The organism is Alloyangia pacifica, from assembly GCF_020524285.1.
Lineage (GTDB): Bacteria > Pseudomonadota > Alphaproteobacteria > Rhodobacterales > Rhodobacteraceae > Salipiger > Salipiger pacificus_B.
This window is the reverse complement of record NZ_JAIVKX010000002.1, coordinates 198480-213565: the sequence shown is the minus strand read 5'-3', so window position 1 is coordinate 213565 and position 15086 is coordinate 198480. Positions and strand designations below refer to the sequence as shown.

The following is a 15086-nucleotide window of genomic DNA, read 5'->3' as shown; positions in this document are numbered from 1 at the left end:
CCGCCAAGCCCCGCCGCGCCTCGATACCTGCGCCGGGAACGGCAAAAGGGCGCAGGCCTGCCGCCTGCGCCCCATATTCCCTATGTCTTGAAAGCCCGTTGCCCTCAGGCCGCGCGCTCCTCGGCCTGCTGCAGAGCCCAGAGCTGCGCGTAACGTCCGGCCCGGGCGAGCAGCGCCTCGTGGGTGCCCTCCTCGACCACCTCGCCCTTTTCCAGCACGACGATGCGGTCGGCATCGGCGATGGTCGACAGGCGGTGGGCGATGGTGAGCACCGTGCGCCCCTCGCCCGCCCGCCGCAGCGCGCTCTGGATCGACGCCTCGGTCTCGGTGTCGAGCGCCGAGGTCGCCTCGTCGAGCAGCAGGATCGGCGGATCCTTGAGCAGCGTCCGGGCGATGCCGACACGCTGCTTCTCGCCGCCCGACAGCTTCAGCCCGCGCTCGCCGACCATCGTGTCATAGCCCTCGGGCAGCGAGCTGATGAAGTCGTGGATCTGCGCCGACTTCGCCGCGGCGATGACCTCGGCCTCGGTGGCCGCGTCCTTGCCGTAGGCGATGTTGTAGCGGATCGTGTCGTTGAACAGCACGGTGTCCTGCGGCACCACGCCGATGGAGGCGTGCAGGCTGTCCTGCGTCACGTCGCGCAGGTCCTGCCCGTCGATGCGGATCGCCCCGCCCGAGACGTCGTAGAAGCGGAACAGCAGCCGCCCGATGGTCGACTTGCCCGAGCCCGACGGCCCGACCAGAGCCACGCTTTCGCCCGCGCCGACGGTCAGCGAGATGCCCTTGAGAATTTCCCGCTCGGCATCGTAGCCGAAGCGCACCCTGTCGAACTGCACCGCGCCGCCGCCAACGGCCAGCGCCGGCGCGCCGCGCTTGTCCGAGACCTCGGCGGGCTGGTCCAGCAGGTCGAACATCTGGCCCATGTCGACGAGGCTCTGGCGGATCTCGCGGTAGACCGTGCCGAGGAAGTTGAGCGGCATGGTGATCTGGATCATGTAGGCGTTGACCATGACGAAATCGCCCACGGTCAGGCTGCCGTTCTGCACGCCGATGGCCGCCATGACCATGACCGCAACCAGCCCGAGGTTGATGATCAGCGCCTGGCCGAAGTTCAGCATCGCCAGCGAGGTCGCCGTCTTCACCGCGGCATCCTCGTAGCCGCGCATGGCGTCGTCGTAACGCGCTGCCTCGCGGCCCTCGGCGTTGAAATACTTCACCGTCTCGAAGTTCAGCAGGCTGTCGATCGCCTTCTGGTTGGCATCGGTGTCCTGCGCGTTCATCCGGCGGCGCAGGCGCACGCGCCATTCGGTCACCGCGAAGGTGAACCAGACGTAGAGCGCGATGGTCACCGCCACCACCGCCAGGTACCAGATGTCGAAGAGCCAGAAGAGCACGATGCCGACGAGCAGCAGTTCGAGGATCAGCGGGCCGACCGAGAACAGCATGAAGCGCAGCAGGAACTCGACGCCCTTCACCCCGCGCTCGATGATCCGGCTCAGCCCGCCGGTCTTGCGGGTGATGTGATAGCGCAGCGAGAGCTTGTGGATGTGGGTGAAGGTCTCCAGCGCCAGCTTGCGCAGCGCGCGCTGGCCGACCTTGGCGAAGACCCCGTCCCGCGCCTGCTGGAACGCCGCGTTGAGAATGCGCGCCATGCCGTAGGCCAGCGTCAGCCCGACCGCACCCAGAAGCAGCGTCGAGACCTCGCCCCCCAGCTTGTCCACCGCCTGCTTGTAGAGCATCGGCGTGCCCACGGCGATCAGCTTGGCGGCGACCAGCATCAACAGCGAGATCACCACGCGGCGCTTCACCCACGGCTCGCCTTCGGGCCAGAGGTAGGGAGCGACACGGCGGATGGTGCGGAGGCCGGAACGGCGCTCGGCATCGTCGATGGCAATCTGGTCGGCGTCGGGGGGCATGGCTCGGCTCTCTTCGCTTGGCGGCCCATGCCTTTATCCCGATGAAGTTCCAAAGGCCAGAGGACCGAACCGCACAGGCCCCTGTGCACGCCCCTTTGCACCCGCCGGTGCAGCGCCGCTCCCGGCCTCAGGTCAGGGGCATGCGTGCCCGGAGCCGCCCGCTGCGGTAGCGGCCCGAAGGCTTAGTCGCACCCGAGGCTCATTGCGGCCCGCAGGCTCATTCGGGGAAATCGAAGATCTGGCCGGGGTAGATCAGGTCGGGGTCGCGGATCTGCGTCTTGTTGGCCTCAAACAGCCGCACGTAGGCCATGCCGTCGCCGTAGCGCTCGCGCGCGATGGCCCAGAGCGTGTTGCCCGGCTGCACGGTCACCGCGCTGACCTCCTCGGCGCCCGGCAGCTCCGCGGCGGCGGCGGCAAGCTTCTCCGGCGGCTCGCGGCGGAACGGGCTCTCGGCCCGGGCCGAGACCTTGCCGCCCGCGTCGATCTGGTCCACCCGCAGCGTGTAGGTGCCCGCGTCGACCTGCGGCAGTGCAACCTGCCAGCGCCCGTCGGCGGCCACCTGCAGCGTGGTGATCTCGCTGTTGTCGAGGTAGACGCGCAGGAAGGCCTCGCCATTGCCGCGGCCCGAAAGCTCGACCCCGCCCGTGTCGTCATAGGTGATCGCGTCGATCGCCACGCCGCCCGGCGCCAGCGGCTGCGCGCCCTGCATCACTTCGACGCCGCCGGCATCCGACAGCAGCACGGTGGGTGCCGCGGCCTCGGGGGCCTCGCCGGTCCCGGCCGAGGCAAGCTCGGTTTCCGCGTCCGCCTCGCCCTGCTCTCCCGCAACGCGCGGCGTGACCGGCGGGGTGAGGATCACCTCCTGCTGGGACTCGATCTGTTCGCCGTCCGCGGTCATCCGCAGGCGCAGCACCTGCGGCACATCCGAGGCGGGCAGATCGAAGAAGGCGGCGAACCGCCCGTCGCTGCCAACCCGGCTGGTCAGCTCCTCGGCGCCGTCGAGCAACAGCACGACCTCGCTGCCGGGCTCAGCGCGGCCCGCGACGGTAACGAGGCCGCCGGGCTCGGCGCGCACGAGATCGAAGCTCGGTGTAACCGGGTCCTCGGTCGCTGCCGCATCCTCGGAGTCCGTATTCGGGGCCACTTCGGCCTCGACCGCGGGCGCGCCGTCTTCGGGCAGTGCGAGGGCGATCTCTGTCCCGGACGCGCTAGCGGCGTCTTCATCGGCGTCGGCCTCGGTCCCCGCGACCTCTTTAGCCGCTCCCTGAGGCGCGGCGGGGTCGGCGCCGCTCTCGGCAGTTTCGGAAGATGGCTCTGAGGCAGGCGCTGATGCGCTGACCTTGGGCGGCTCTGCCGTGGCAGGCTCCTCGGTGACCTCGGTCACCGCCGGGAGGCTCAGCCCAGCGGTCTGCGGCCCGATCACGCCACTGACGTAAAGCGCGCCCAAAATAGCCGCCGCGCCCAGTCCGATCCAAACCCAGAGCTTGTTGTTCATTTCAATAAATCCCACACACGGCGCTCGACCCGTCCACATGAGCGCGGTTGAGAACCTATAACAATCCCGTTATCACCCGTCAAAACAGCATTTTACTGGATTATCCACATGACCGCCAAATCTGTCTGCATTTATTGCGGCTCGCGCCACGGAACGGCATCCAGCTACGCTGCCGATGCAAAAAAGCTCGGCACTTCCATTGCACAGCAAGGCTGGCGTCTTGTCTATGGCGCTGGCGACGTGGGGCTGATGGGCGAGGTCGCGCGGGCGGCGCAGGAGGCGGGTGGCGAAACCTTCGGCGTGATCCCGACGCATCTTCTGTCGCGCGAGGTGGGCAAGACCGACCTCACCCGCTTCGTGATCACCGAGACCATGCACGAGCGCAAGAAGGTCATGCTGATGAACGCCGACGCGGTGGTGCTGATGCCCGGCGGCGCAGGCAGCCTCGACGAGTTTTTCGAGGCGCTGACCTGGCGCCAGCTCGGCCTGCACGCCAAGCCGATCGTGCTGCTCGACACCGAGGGGTTCTGGACCCCCCTCAAGGCGCTGCTCGAGCACGTGGTGGCGCAGGGGTTCGCCGAGGCCTCGCTGCTCGACTTCTTGCACAGCGCCGAGAGCCCCGAGGGGGTGATGGATATCCTGGCGCGGGAGCTGACCTGAGGAAGAACGTTAAGAGCACGCATCAAAGATCTATTATAAAAAGAAAAACGCCGCTCTGTGAGAGCGGCGTTTTGGCTTGAATGCGGCGCCCGGATCAGGCCGGGGCGAGTTCGTCACGCAGCAGTTTCTCGATCTTGTCGAGCGGGTGATTGGTCAGCGTCTTGTCCAGCTCGGCCACCACCTTGTCCGCAACCTCCTTATGGAGCTTACCGCGCAGTTCGCCCAGCGTGGCCGGCGGCGCGACCAGAACGATGCGCTCGAACCGGCCCTTGTGGGCCTGCTTGTAGAGGATCTCCGCCAGCTCGTCGGCAAAGCGTTCCTTGGCCAGTTCGTGCCAGTCCGTGTCCTCCACGGCCGACTTCTGACCCGGCCCGCCATCGTGCATCCGGCCCGGCCGGTTGGCCGATTGTTCGCGGTCGGACGGGTTCTCCTGGGTCTCGATGCGCACGACGTTCAGGTCGGGGTCCTGCTCGTCCACGTCATTGCGCAGGAACAGCGCTTTTTCGCCGTCCGCAACCAGAACCCAAGTGCCATTGGTGAGAATCGCCATCGTCTTTCCTCCTTCGCGCTTGCTCAGACCTTTTCCTTGTCGCCGCTGCCGTCCTGGTCCTGCGCCAGCGGGCGGGTCGCCCCGGCAGAGGTTTCGTCCACCCGCTTCTCCTCGTCGCGAGTGCCAACCTTGCGGGCGATCTCGCCGCCCTTGCGGCCTTCCTGCGCGGTTGCGCCCGGCGTGACCGGCACACCTTCCAGCAGCTCGGCGGTTTCGCTGCGCCCGTCCTGCGATCTCTTGCGCTCAGACATAGGGTCCTCCTTTGCTTCTGATCCGTCAACGCCCGGGTCCGCGGCCGCGTTCCCTAATCCCGGCGGCGGCGGACTCACGCCGGATCACGAAGAAACGCCCGGCCTCTGGAACAGAGACCGGGCGCGCAGGGCCCCGCGGGGCCGCAAGCTGTCAGGCGCGGATCAGAGCGACGCCTGGTAGATCTTCTCGATGTTGCTGCCGAGCAGCGCGTTGAAGTCACCGTCGGACTGTTTCTTCGACAGGCCCTCGGCCAGCGCGCGGCTGAAGGAGGCGATCATCTTGGAGTTCTTCGACAGGCGCTCGCAGGCCTCGTCGGTGGAATAGCCACCCGAGAGCGCGACCACGCGCACCACGCGCGGGTGATCGGCGAGACCGTCGTAGAGGCCCGGCTTGCTCGGGATGGTCAGCTTGATCATCACATCCTCGCCCTCGGCCAGCGTGTCGAGGTGCTTGGCCAGCGACGCCTCGAGCAGCGCCTCGGCCTCTTCCTTGGTCTCGGAATGGATGTTCACCTCCGGCTCGAGGATCGGCACCATGCCCGCGGCGATCACCGCGCGGCCCACTTCGAACTGCTGTGCCACCACGGCTTCGATGCCTTCGGCATTCGCCTCGTGGATCACCGAGCGTTCCTTGGTGCCGAAGATGCCGAAGTTCTGCGCCGCGTCGTTGAGCAGGTCTTCGAGGCCCGGCATCGGCTTCATCACCTGCACGCCGTTTTCCTGATCCGCCAGACCCTTGTCGATCTTCAGGAAGGGCACCACGCCGCGCTTTTCCCACAGGTACTGGGCGGTGGGCAGCCCGTCGATCTCGCCGCGCATGGTGCGCTCGAAGAGGATCGCGCCGAGCACCTTGTCATTGGTGAAGTCGGGGGCGGTGATGATGCGGGTGCGCATCTTATGGATCTCGCCGAACATCTCGGCTTCGCCGTTGTATTCGCTTTCCTCGACGCCGTACTGCAGCAGCGCCTTGGGGGTCGAGCCGCCGGACTGGTCGAGCGCGGCGATGAAGCCCTTGCCGTTCGCCATCTGGTCTTTTTGCTTTGCAAAAACGGCCTTGTCCTGTGCCATGGAGGATCCTCTGTAAGATCGTTAAAATCGGTTTACCAAAGGCTTAGCCCAAGCCGCCGGCATTGGATAGATCGAAGCGTGCCTTTATCGCTACCTTTAGCGCTAGCGGGGCGAGATGCGCAGCCATATGCCGTCGCGCGCCCGCACCGTGAGGAAGGCCACGGGCTCCGGGGTGCGTGCCGGCACGACCTCCAGCTTCAGGTCGCGCAGGATCAGCGAGAGCAGCAGCACCCCCTCGACCATGGCAAAGCCCGCGCCGGTGCAGACGCGCGGCCCCGCCGAGAAGGGCATGTAGGCCTCGCGCGCGCAGTGCCTGCCGTTCTCCGTCCCCCAGCGCGCCGGGTCGAAGCCGTCGGGATTGTCCCAGAGCCGCTCGTGCCGGTGCTGGTGCCAGGGGCTGAGCACCACCTGCGCGCCCTTTGGCACGTCGCGCTCGCGGAATCGCTCGGGACAGCTGGCCTCGCGCACCATCATCGGCACCGGCGGATAGAGCCGCAGCGCCTCGCGGAAGACGTCGCGCGAGAGGCGAAGCTTCGCGATATCGGCAAAATCGGGGGTATCGCCGAGCGCCTCCGCCTCGTCGGCAAGCCGCGCCTGCCACTCGGGATGCGCCGCCACCAGCCAGAGCGCCCAGGCCAGCGCCGAGGCCGAAGTCTCGTGCCCCGCCAAGAAGAAGATCGCCACCTGGTCGACCATCTCCTCTGTCGAGAAAGTCTCGCCGGTCTGCGGATCCGCTCTGGTCATGATCTTGGTCGCCAAATCGTCCGGCGCCCGGCCCGCCACGATCTCGGACTGCCGCGCGGCTGTCAGCTCGGTGATCAGCGCACGGATCCGTGTCGCCGCTGCCTTTGTCGACCGCCGATGAAACCGCGGCATCCAGCGCGGCAGCGGCAGGAAGGCGGCGAGATTGAGGATCGGCTGCGTGCGCTGGTAGGCGCGAAACTCGTGGAACACCGCCTGCGCCACGTCGTGCTCGATCGGCAGAGAGAAGAGCGTGCGGAAGATCACGTCGGCGGCGGCATGGCTGGTGTGCTCCTCGATCTCCACCTCGGCGCCCGCGCTCGCCTCCGCCTTCAGCCGCGTGAGCGCCGCCTGCGCGGCGTCCCACATGGCCGGGTAGGTTTCCTTCAGCCTCCCGCCCTCGAAGGCCGGGTCGATGATCCGCCGCTGCCGCTGCCAGGTTTCGCCATTGGTCACGAAGACCGAATTGCCGAGCAGCGGGCGCAGCCCCTCGGCGATGCGCCCGGATTTGGGGAAATCCATGGGGCGGTCTTTCAGCACGGTCTTCACAAGCTCCGGCTGGTTGATCATGTAGGAGCGGAAAAACGGCGTACGGAACTCGGCCATCCACGCCCGGTAGAGCCGCACGGGCTGGGCTGAGAGCAGGTCCGCCCGGAAGAGCTTCAGGTAGCGCAGCAGCGAAACCTTGTCGGGGCGGGAATTCGGCTTCGGAGGGATCATGCGGCGCGCTCCGGCGCGGGGGTCGTCGAGGTGAAGCGATTGACCGGCGCCTCGAGCCGGCTCGCCGAGGGCGGGCGCTGCGCGTAGCGCGCAGACAGCGTCAGCGGCCCGGCGGTGATGCGGAAATAGTCGTAGTCCAGCGGCGCGTCAAAGGCGCAGAGGTACTGGAAGTGCAGCCGGAAGAAGCGCCAGCGGAGCTCCCTCCAACGGGCGGGGCTGAGCGAGCGGGTGAACTGCGCCGAAAAGACCAGCGGCCAGCGCTTTCCCTCCGGCGCCACCCCCGAGACGGCCACCGGATCGCAGAGGGCGAAGGCGCAGCCATCACCGGGCGCGGTCACGTCGACCCAGGTCAGCTCGTCGCGGGTCGCGAGATAGGCGAGATCCGCGCGCAGCCGCCAGGCCCCGCGCAGGAAGGAGACCATGGGCACCACCTGCCCGAGGCTGAGGAACGCCAGTTTCGGTCCGTCTTCGGGCACCCTGCCCGACCGGATCAGATCGGCGAGGATCGACACCGCCAGATGCGCCCCCGAGCTGTGGCCGACCACCAGCACCTCGTCAACGTCGTCGCGCAGCGCCGCCGCGATGGCCGCGCCGAACTGCGCCATGCGCGCCTCGAGCTCCGGCGGGTTGGCGCCCTTGTGCTGGGCGGAATAGGCATAGTCGTGCATCAGGTAGTAGGCGAAGAGCTTGCCGTCCTTGCGCTGGAACCAGCGCAGGATGGCCCAGAGCGCGACCAGCCCCAGCGCGCCGCCGAGCAGCCGTGCCGCAACGCCCAGCCATGGCTCCAGCAAGCCAGCCAGCGCATAAACCGCCCAGCCCGCGCATACGGCCAGCACCAGTTGCAGCAGCAGCATGGCGACCGGGTAGAGCGCCGCGATCACCGGCCCCTTGCGCAGGCGCATCAGCCGAAGCAGCGCGCCGGTGGAGATATACTCCCAGGCCGTGCGCACCAGTTGCAGGTAGGTTGCCGGGATCGAGCCCGACATGCTGCCGCGCACGATATCGGACCAGACCAGCACCTCGACTTCCGCCGCGACCTGCGCGCCGTCCATCTGCGCCGCGACATGCCAGCCGTAGGCGCCGCCGCCGGTCTTCGGGCTCAGGCTCAGGTCATAGCCGGAAATCGCCCCCTGCGCCGCGCCCTCCTTGCGGTAGAGCTCGCGGTAGCGGCGCGGGTGAATGGGATCGTAGCCGGGGATGTAGAACACCCGCCTGCGCGCCACCCTGTCGCTGTCACTCATACCACGGCCCCTGTTCCCCTGCCCGGACGATGCCCCCGGCGGGCGCGAAGGGCAAGATGCTGGCGATACGAGAAAGCGCGGGTGTGGTCGCCGGATCAGCCGAGTTGGCCGAGCGCCGGGAAGGTTTCCAGCAGCCAGAAGGAGAAGGCCGAGAAGGCGCCGGTCAGAAGCGCAAGGCCAACCACGACCAGCAGCACGCCCATGATCCGCTCGATGGTCTTCATGTGCCGCTTGAGGCGGTTCATCAGCCCCATGGCGCGGCTGAGGAAGACCGCCGCCAGCAGGAAGGGCAGCCCCAGACCCAGCGCGTAGACGCCGAGCAGCAGCGTGCCGCGGGCGACCGACGCCTCGGTCGCGGCGAGCGACAGGATCGCGCCGAGCTGCGGGCCGATGCAGGGCGTCCAGCCGAAGGCGAAGGCCAGCCCCAGCAGGTAGGCGCCAAAGGCCGAGCCGCCCGCCTCGCCCGCATCAAGCCGCGCCTCGCGGTCGAGGAAGGGGATGCGGAAGACGTGCAGGAAGTGCAGGCCGAAGACGATGACCACCACGCCCGAGATGCGCGCCAGCAGGATCTGGTTCTGCAAGAAGAAGCTGCCGAGCCAGGAGGCGGTGAAGCCCAGAAGGATGAAGACGGTCGAGAGCCCCAGCACGAAGAAGAGCGCTGCGATGAAAGCCCGCCAGCGGGCGCTGCCCCCGGCCTGCATCTCCTGCAGCGAGACGCCCGACATGAAGGCCAGATAGGGCGGCACGATGGGCAGCACACAGGGGCTGAGGAAGGAGATCACGCCTCCGAAAAGCGCCACAATCATGGCGGGGAGCAGGCTTGCGTCGATGATCTCGATTCCGAACATGCCTTTCGAATAGGCGATCCCGGGGGCCCCGTCACCCGGCGGCGCCTCACGTCTGCGTTCCCCGGCTGAAATGATGTGTCCGCGCCACGCTCCTGCCCGGCGCCCGCTCGGGCCCACTTCGAGAGCCTGCGCCCGGACGCAGGGCCGAAACAGAAAACGCCCCGGCGCTTGGCCGGGGCGTTTCCTCATGGGTCAGTCAGCGGGGCCTCAGCGGCTCCACCAGCCGCGGCGCTTGGGCTTCGGCGCCTCGTCCGCTTCCGCGGCAACCGGCTCCGGCGTGCGCTCGGGCTCCGGCTCGGCGGGAGTTTCCGCGGCCGGGGTCTCCTCGGCGGGCTGCTCTTCGGCGACCGGCGCCTCGGCGGCGGGTTCTTCGGCAACCGGGGGTTCCGCAGGCGTCTCGGCGACCTCTGCCGGAGCTTCCGCGACCGGTTCTTCAGCCGGGGCCTCGGTCACCTCTGCAGGGGCGTCCGCCACTTCGGCGACCGGCTCTTCCGCCGGGGCGTCTGCGGGGGCCTCAGCAGCAGGAGCCTCGGGCGCGACCAGAGCTTCAGCGGCTTCGGCGGGCGCTTCGACCGCAGCGGTCTCGGGCTGGGCCTCGGCCTCTGCCGGCGCTTCGGCTGCCGGAACCTCTTCGGCTGCCGCCTCGGTGACCTCGGGCTCAGCCTTCTTGCGGCTGCGCGAGCGGCGGGTGCGCTTCGGCTTCTCGGCGGGCGCCTCCTCGGCGGCTGGGGCTTCGGGGGCTTCCGCAGGCGCCTCACTGGCCGTTTCGGCCGCCTCTGCGGGGGCATCTTCGGCCGCCGGCGCTGCGGTCTCGGCCGCGGGAGTCACCTCGGACTCGGGCTTGGCATCGCCATTGCCCTCGTCATCAGTGCCGTTCTCGTCCTCGTTCTCGCCGTTCTGGCCTTCCCGGTTCTTCGAGCGCGAACGGCGACGGCGGCGGCGGCGTTTCTTGGGCTTGCCCTCGCCATCCTCGTCGCCCGAGCCGTTACCCGAGCCATTGCCAGCGTCGCTCTCGGTCTCCGAGCCCGCCTTGGCTTCGGCCTCGGCCTCCGCCGCGATCAGAGCTTCGTCCTCGTCCTCATCCGCGGCATAGTCCTCGTCGACCTGGTCCATCAGCGAGGCGGTGGCCGAAACCACCGGCGCGACCACTTCGGGCACGTTGCGCGTGGCGGTCTTGAACTTCTCCATCGAGAAGTCCGGGCTCACCAGATGCAGGTCGCCCTCGATGCGCACGGCCATGCCGTAGCGCGCCTCGATCTGGGCGACGTGCTCGCGCTTCTGGTTCATCAGGTAGTTGGCGATGCCGACGGGGCATTTCACCAGCACCTCGCGGGAGCGGCGGCGCACGCCCTCTTCCTCGATCTGGCGCAGGATGTTCAGCGCCATGTTGTCATCCGAGCGGATCAGACCGGTGCCGTGGCAGGCCGCGCAGGGCTGTGTGGTCGCCTCGATCATGCCCGGGCGCAGGCGCTGGCGCGACATCTCCAGAAGGCCGAAGCCCGAGATGCGGCCCACCTGGATGCGGGCGCGGTCGGTCTTCAGCTTGTCCTTCAGCTTTTTCTCGACGGCGGCGTTGTTCTTGCGCTCTTCCATGTCGATGAAGTCGATGACGATCAGCCCGGCGAGGTCGCGCAGACGCAGCTGGCGTGCCACCTCCTCGGCGGCCTCCAGGTTGGTTTTCAGCGCGGTTTCCTCGATCGAGCCTTCCTTGGTCGCGCGACCGGAGTTCACGTCGATTGCCACCAGCGCCTCGGTGACGCCGATCACGATGTACCCGCCGGACTTGAGCTGCACGGTCGGGTTGAACATGCCACCGAGGTAGCTCTCGACCTGGTAGCGCGCGAAGAGCGGCATCGGGTCGAGGTAGTGTTTCACGTTCTTCGCGTGGGACGGCATGATCATCTTCATGAAGTCCTTGGCGATGCGGTAGCCGCGCTCGCCTTCCACGTGCACCTCGTCGATCTCGCGGTTGTAGAGGTCGCGGATCGAGCGCTTGATGAGGTCGCCCTCTTCGTAAATCTTCGCGGGCGCCACCGATTGCAGCGTCAGCTCGCGGATCTGCTCCCAGAGGCGCTGCAGGTATTCGTAGTCGCGCTTGATCTCGGTCTTGGTGCGCTTGGCACCCGCGGTCCGGATGATCAGACCCGCGCCCTTCGGCACGTCGATGGTCTGCGCGATTTCCTTCAGCTTCGAGCGGTCGGCGGCATTGGTGATCTTGCGCGAGATGCCACCGCCACGGGCGGTGTTCGGCATCAGCACGCAGTAGCGACCGGCGAGCGAGAGATAGGTGGTCAGCGCGGCGCCCTTGTTGCCGCGCTCTTCCTTGACGACCTGCACGAGCAGGATCTGGCGGACCTTGATGACTTCCTGGATCTTGTACTTCCGGGCCCGCGGCTTGCGCGCCGGGCGGATGTCTTCCTCGGTGTCGTCATCGGCCACCGACTCGATGCTGTCGTCGGACTTGGCCGCGTCGAGCTCGTCGGGGTGATCGTCCTGATCGTCGGCCTCCGGGGAGTCCTCGGGGGCCTTCTGCTCGGGGGCAGCGGCCTCTTCGGTCGCATCGGTGGGCTCTTCGACCGGGGTTTCGGCCACGGTTTCCATCGGCGACAGACCTTCGTCGTCGCGCGCGTCGAGGACGTCGTCCCCGAGGTCGATGGTTTCCATGCCAGAGATGCCCTCGGAGACTTCCGAGGAGGCGTCATCCGAAACTTCGCCGGTCACCAGCTTGTCTTCGCTGGTCGACTTCTCGGCCTTGCTGCGCGAGCGTGAGCGGCGCGTGCGGGACCGCGAGGACTTCGAGCGCGACTTTTCCTTGTCGTCGTCATCCTCTTCGGCAGCGAGCGCGGCCTCTTCCTCCATCAGCGCCTGACGGTCGGCGACGGGGATCTGGTAATAGTCGGGATGGATTTCCGAGAAGGCGAGGAAGCCGTGGCGGTTTCCGCCATAATCCACGAAGGCCGCCTGCAGCGAGGGTTCGACCCGCGTGACTTTCGCCAAGTAGATATTGCCTGCTAGCTGGCGCTTGTTTTCCGATTCAAAGTCGAATTCCTCGACCTTGTTTCCGTCGACCACCACAACGCGGGTCTCTTCCGCGTGGGTGGCATCGATGAGCATTTTCTTTGCCATGTTTTCCGTGTGCACGACACATGCGCCAGAAGCCCGGGCGGAGCCGGGCTGCGAGGTGATGTGGCGTGGCTTGTCTGGGCGGTGAGCGGCGCGCAGGCACGGGAAGACAATCTGTCTTCGCCCGGGTGCCTGATCTGCGTCGCGCGCTTCATCGCGTTTCTTCTCCGACACCGTCGCGACGAAACGCCCCGCGGTGCCTTGTTGCGGCCCGTCGCCTTGGGCGGTCCGGGCAATGTGCTTGGCCTTGCGGCCAGATCGGTCTGCCCGGGGTCCTGTGGCGGACGGCTCCGAAGCAGCGAAACTCTTTGGCATTGCGGGCCGCTCGTGTGGCGGGAACGCACTTGCCTGACAGGTAGCATAGGGGCATCGCGCCCCCAATGACAATATGGAATGTGACGCGTGCATGAATTCATCCACAGGGCTGCCCCCACAGTGCGCGCGGCTCTCCGGCATGCCCCGCGCCTCCCTCCGCGCGCCGCTCGGCCCCAGCGTCATCTCGCGCCGCACCGCACGCCGGACGGCCCTGCCTCTTTTGCAGGCAGCGCTGCGGAAATTTGGTATACCATTTATATTGACCTCGCGTCCCACGCGGTATTCAACTCGGGCATGGCCAGCCCGGAAACGGTTCCGAGCCCGAGACCGGGACAGAGCGACCGGGGCAGAGAGAAGGAGGACTTCATGACCGGAAGAAACAGGCTCAAGGCGCGGCTCAAGGCCGGGGAGACAGTGACCGCCGCGTGGTTCGAGCTGGGCTCGCCCGAGGTGGCCGAGCTGCTGGTCTACAGCGGCTGGGACGTGGTGGTGATCGACTGCGAGCATGGCGCCGCGGGGCTCGAGGCCGGGCTGAACCTGCTGCGCGCGGTCGAGGGCGCGGGCGGCGAGGCGGTGATCCGCGTGCCCGACGCCTCCGAGGCGACGCTGAAGCGGGCGCTCGACCGGGGCGCCCGCTCGATCATGGTGCCGATGGTGCATACCGCCGAGATGGCGCGCGAGATCGCCTCCTACTGCCTCTACGCGCCGCGCGGACGCCGGGGCTACGCCGCGCCCATCGTGCGGGCGACCAACTGGGGCACCCTGCCCGGCTACGGCGCCACGGCGCATGACGAGCTGCTGCTGATGGCGCAGGTCGAGCACGTGGATACGGTGGCCGAGGTCGCCGGGATCGCGGCGGTGGACGGCATCGACATGGCTTTCGTCGGCCCCAACGACTTCGCCGCCTCCATGGGACTGCTCGAGCAGACCGAGCACCCCGACGTGCGCGCCAAGATCGCCGAGGCGGAAAAGGCGGCGCTCGACGGCGGGCTGCTGCTCGGCACGATCACCGGCGTTGCCGGTCCCGGCCGCGGCTACGGCGAGCTGCGCGAGGCGGGCTACCGCTTCATCGTCGGGCCGAATGACGTCGGCCTGCTGCTCGGGGCCGCCCGCGCCGCGAAGGCGCAGGCCGCCGAAGAGCTTGGCGAGGAGGCTGCTGAGGCCCCCCCGCTCGCGAGCTACTGAGCCTTAGTCGAAGGCCTTCAACCGCTTGATCAGGGCGGAGGTGTCCCAGCGGCCCCCGCCCATGTTCTGGACGTCCTTGTAGAACTGGTCGACCAGCGCCGTCACCGGCAGCGAGGCGCCGATCTCGTTGCCGGTGGCAAGGCAGATGCCCAGATCCTTGCGCATCCAGTCCACCGCGAAACCGTGCTCGAACTTGTCGTCGAGCATGGTCTCGTAGCGGTTCACCATCTGCCACGAGCCCGCTGCGCCGCCGCCGATCACCTCGACCACCGCGCGCCCGTCGATGCCCGCCTTCTCGGCAAAGGCCAGCCCTTCCGAAAGACCCTGCACCAACCCGGCGATGCAGATCTGGTTGACCATCTTGCACAGCTGGCCCGCGCCGCTGTCGCCGAGGCGCTTGCAGAGCTTGGCATAGGCGTCGATCACCGGCTCGGCCATGTCGTAGTCGCCCTGATCGCCGCCGCACATGACAACGAGCTGGCCGTTCTCGGCCCCCGCCTGACCACCCGAGACCGGCGCGTCGACGAAGCCGAAGCCATTGTCCTTGGCCACCTCCCAGAGCTCGCGGGTGACCATCGAGGACACCGTCGTGTGATCGACGAAGACCGCGCCCTCGCCCATTCCGGCAAAGGCCCCATCTTCGCCGAGACAGACCGCGCGCAGGTCATCGTCATTGCCGACGCAGGCCATGATGAACTCGGCCCCCTCGGCCGCCTCGCGTGGGGTTGCCGCCATCTTGCCGCCGAACTCGCCCACCCAGGCCTCGGCCTTCGCGGCGGTGCGGTTGTAGACGGTCACCTCGTGCCCGGCCTTGGTCATGTGACCGGCCATGGGGTAGCCCATCACGCCAAGCCCCAGAAATGCGCATTTCGCCATGGATCAACCTCCTGTTACGTTTATCGTTGCGGGAGTTGTCGCGCCTCGCCCGGCCCTTGGCAAGGGGGCGGGTCTTGGGTAAGCCCGACGAAAGCGG

At 67.8% G+C, this 15086-nt stretch carries 12 protein-coding genes; 2 read left to right on the top strand and 10 right to left on the bottom strand.

Annotated features, from left to right (window positions below; translation table 11 throughout):
• Window positions 1-104: 104 nt before the first annotated feature.
• A complete protein-coding gene (locus LC039_RS01855; RefSeq protein ID WP_226621360.1) occupies window positions 105-1916 on the bottom strand; it encodes an ABCB family ABC transporter ATP-binding protein/permease in 1812 nt (603 codons plus the stop codon).
• Window positions 1917-2133: 217 nt separating this feature from the next.
• Window positions 2134-3411 (bottom strand): LysM peptidoglycan-binding domain-containing protein, encoded by a 1278-nt coding sequence (locus tag LC039_RS01850; protein WP_226621359.1) that lies wholly within the window; start codon window positions 3409-3411, stop codon window positions 2134-2136.
• A 108-nt stretch (window positions 3412-3519) separates the two neighbouring features.
• Between LC039_RS01850 and LC039_RS01845 the strand changes: the two genes are divergently transcribed.
• Window positions 3520-4071: a TIGR00730 family Rossman fold protein gene (locus LC039_RS01845; RefSeq protein WP_226621358.1), complete on the top strand. Its 552-nt coding sequence runs from the start codon at window positions 3520-3522 to the stop codon at window positions 4069-4071.
• A gap of 94 nt (window positions 4072-4165) precedes the next feature.
• Here the strand turns inward: LC039_RS01845 and LC039_RS01840 are convergent, their stop codons facing one another.
• The 7 genes from LC039_RS01840 to LC039_RS01810 all read right to left on the bottom strand — a co-directional run bounded on the left by LC039_RS01840 (window position 4166) and on the right by LC039_RS01810 (window position 12616).
• The gene (locus LC039_RS01840; protein ID WP_226621357.1) at window positions 4166-4621 is read right to left on the bottom strand and encodes a host attachment protein; all 456 of its coding nucleotides are present in this window, start codon (window positions 4619-4621) and stop codon (window positions 4166-4168) included.
• Window positions 4622-4644: 23 nt separating this feature from the next.
• Complete coding sequence (locus LC039_RS01835) at window positions 4645-4872, bottom strand: hypothetical protein (protein ID WP_226621356.1); 228 nt, start codon at window positions 4870-4872, stop codon at window positions 4645-4647.
• 162 nt (window positions 4873-5034) lie between these two features.
• Window positions 5035-5940, bottom strand: coding sequence for a fructose bisphosphate aldolase (locus LC039_RS01830; RefSeq protein WP_226621355.1), 906 nt, complete (start codon window positions 5938-5940; stop codon window positions 5035-5037).
• Between the two features lie 102 nt (window positions 5941-6042).
• Window positions 6043-7401: a cytochrome P450 gene (locus LC039_RS01825; RefSeq protein ID WP_226621354.1), complete on the bottom strand. Its 1359-nt coding sequence runs from the start codon at window positions 7399-7401 to the stop codon at window positions 6043-6045.
• On the bottom strand, window positions 7398-8642 hold the full coding sequence (locus tag LC039_RS01820) for a SoxR reducing system RseC family protein (RefSeq protein WP_226621353.1): 1245 nt from the start codon (window positions 8640-8642) through the stop codon (window positions 7398-7400). The genes LC039_RS01825 and LC039_RS01820 overlap by 4 nt, the downstream gene beginning before the upstream one ends.
• 95 nt (window positions 8643-8737) lie before the next feature.
• Window positions 8738-9490 (bottom strand): cytochrome c biogenesis CcdA family protein, encoded by a 753-nt coding sequence (locus LC039_RS01815; RefSeq protein ID WP_226621352.1) that lies wholly within the window; start codon window positions 9488-9490, stop codon window positions 8738-8740.
• Window positions 9491-9697: 207 nt separating this feature from the next.
• Window positions 9698-12616, bottom strand: coding sequence for an Rne/Rng family ribonuclease (locus LC039_RS01810; protein ID WP_226621351.1), 2919 nt, complete (start codon window positions 12614-12616; stop codon window positions 9698-9700).
• A 678-nt stretch (window positions 12617-13294) separates the two neighbouring features.
• Between LC039_RS01810 and LC039_RS01805 the strand changes: the two genes are divergently transcribed.
• On the top strand, window positions 13295-14113 hold the full coding sequence (locus LC039_RS01805) for an HpcH/HpaI aldolase family protein (RefSeq protein ID WP_226621350.1): 819 nt from the start codon (window positions 13295-13297) through the stop codon (window positions 14111-14113).
• Between the two features lie 3 nt (window positions 14114-14116).
• Here LC039_RS01805 and LC039_RS01800 read toward each other — a convergent pair whose 3' ends face one another.
• Window positions 14117-14989, bottom strand: coding sequence for an NAD(P)-dependent oxidoreductase (locus tag LC039_RS01800; protein WP_226621349.1), 873 nt, complete (start codon window positions 14987-14989; stop codon window positions 14117-14119).
• Window positions 14990-15086 lie beyond the last annotated feature (97 nt).

Excerpts from the sequence above, each read along its gene's own strand:
- LC039_RS01840 (WP_226621357.1), bottom strand. The coding sequence starts at position 4,621 with ATGGCGATTCTCACCAATGGCACTTGGGTTCTGGTTGCGGACGGCGAA.
- LC039_RS01805 (WP_226621350.1), top strand. The coding sequence starts at position 13,295 with ATGACCGGAAGAAACAGGCTCAAGGCGCGGCTCAAGGCCGGGGAGACA.
- LC039_RS01800 (WP_226621349.1), bottom strand. The coding sequence starts at position 14,989 with ATGGCGAAATGCGCATTTCTGGGGCTTGGCGTGATGGGCTACCCCATG.
- LC039_RS01810 (WP_226621351.1), bottom strand. The coding sequence starts at position 12,616 with ATGGCAAAGAAAATGCTCATCGATGCCACCCACGCGGAAGAGACCCGC.
- LC039_RS01830 (WP_226621355.1), bottom strand. The coding sequence starts at position 5,940 with ATGGCACAGGACAAGGCCGTTTTTGCAAAGCAAAAAGACCAGATGGCG.
- LC039_RS01815 (WP_226621352.1), bottom strand. The coding sequence starts at position 9,490 with ATGTTCGGAATCGAGATCATCGACGCAAGCCTGCTCCCCGCCATGATT.
- LC039_RS01845 (WP_226621358.1), top strand. The coding sequence starts at position 3,520 with ATGACCGCCAAATCTGTCTGCATTTATTGCGGCTCGCGCCACGGAACG.
- LC039_RS01850 (WP_226621359.1), bottom strand. The coding sequence starts at position 3,411 with ATGAACAACAAGCTCTGGGTTTGGATCGGACTGGGCGCGGCGGCTATT.
- LC039_RS01835 (WP_226621356.1), bottom strand. The coding sequence starts at position 4,872 with ATGTCTGAGCGCAAGAGATCGCAGGACGGGCGCAGCGAAACCGCCGAG.
- LC039_RS01855 (WP_226621360.1), bottom strand. The coding sequence starts at position 1,916 with ATGCCCCCCGACGCCGACCAGATTGCCATCGACGATGCCGAGCGCCGT.
- LC039_RS01825 (WP_226621354.1), bottom strand. The coding sequence starts at position 7,401 with ATGATCCCTCCGAAGCCGAATTCCCGCCCCGACAAGGTTTCGCTGCTG.
- LC039_RS01820 (WP_226621353.1), bottom strand. The coding sequence starts at position 8,642 with ATGAGTGACAGCGACAGGGTGGCGCGCAGGCGGGTGTTCTACATCCCC.